The organism is Sodalis-like endosymbiont of Proechinophthirus fluctus (assembly GCF_001602625.1).
GTDB lineage: Bacteria > Pseudomonadota > Gammaproteobacteria > Enterobacterales > Enterobacteriaceae.
In genome coordinates, this window is record NZ_LECR01000079.1 from 4,252 (window position 1) to 4,473 (window position 222).

Sequence of the window (222 nt, forward strand, 5' to 3'; positions counted from 1 at the left end):
CCCGGCTTGTGCAGGCGGCCGATTCCGAAGCGACAGGTACAAAACGGAGAGAAATTATGTTTGAACCTATGGTATTAACCAATGACGCGGTGATTAAAGTCATTGGTGTCGGCGGTGGTGGTGGCAACGCGGTCGAGCATATGGTGCGCGAGCGTATCGAAGGAGTAGATTTCTTCGCGGTGAATACTGATGCGCAGGCATTGCGTAAGACGGCTGTGGGCC

1 pseudogene is annotated in these 222 nt (G+C 54.1%); it reads left to right on the plus strand.

The features are described 5' to 3' along the window. Positions 1-56 precede the first annotated feature (56 nt). Positions 57-222: pseudogene (locus BG74_RS11460) on the plus strand (cell division protein FtsZ); the annotation flags it as partial.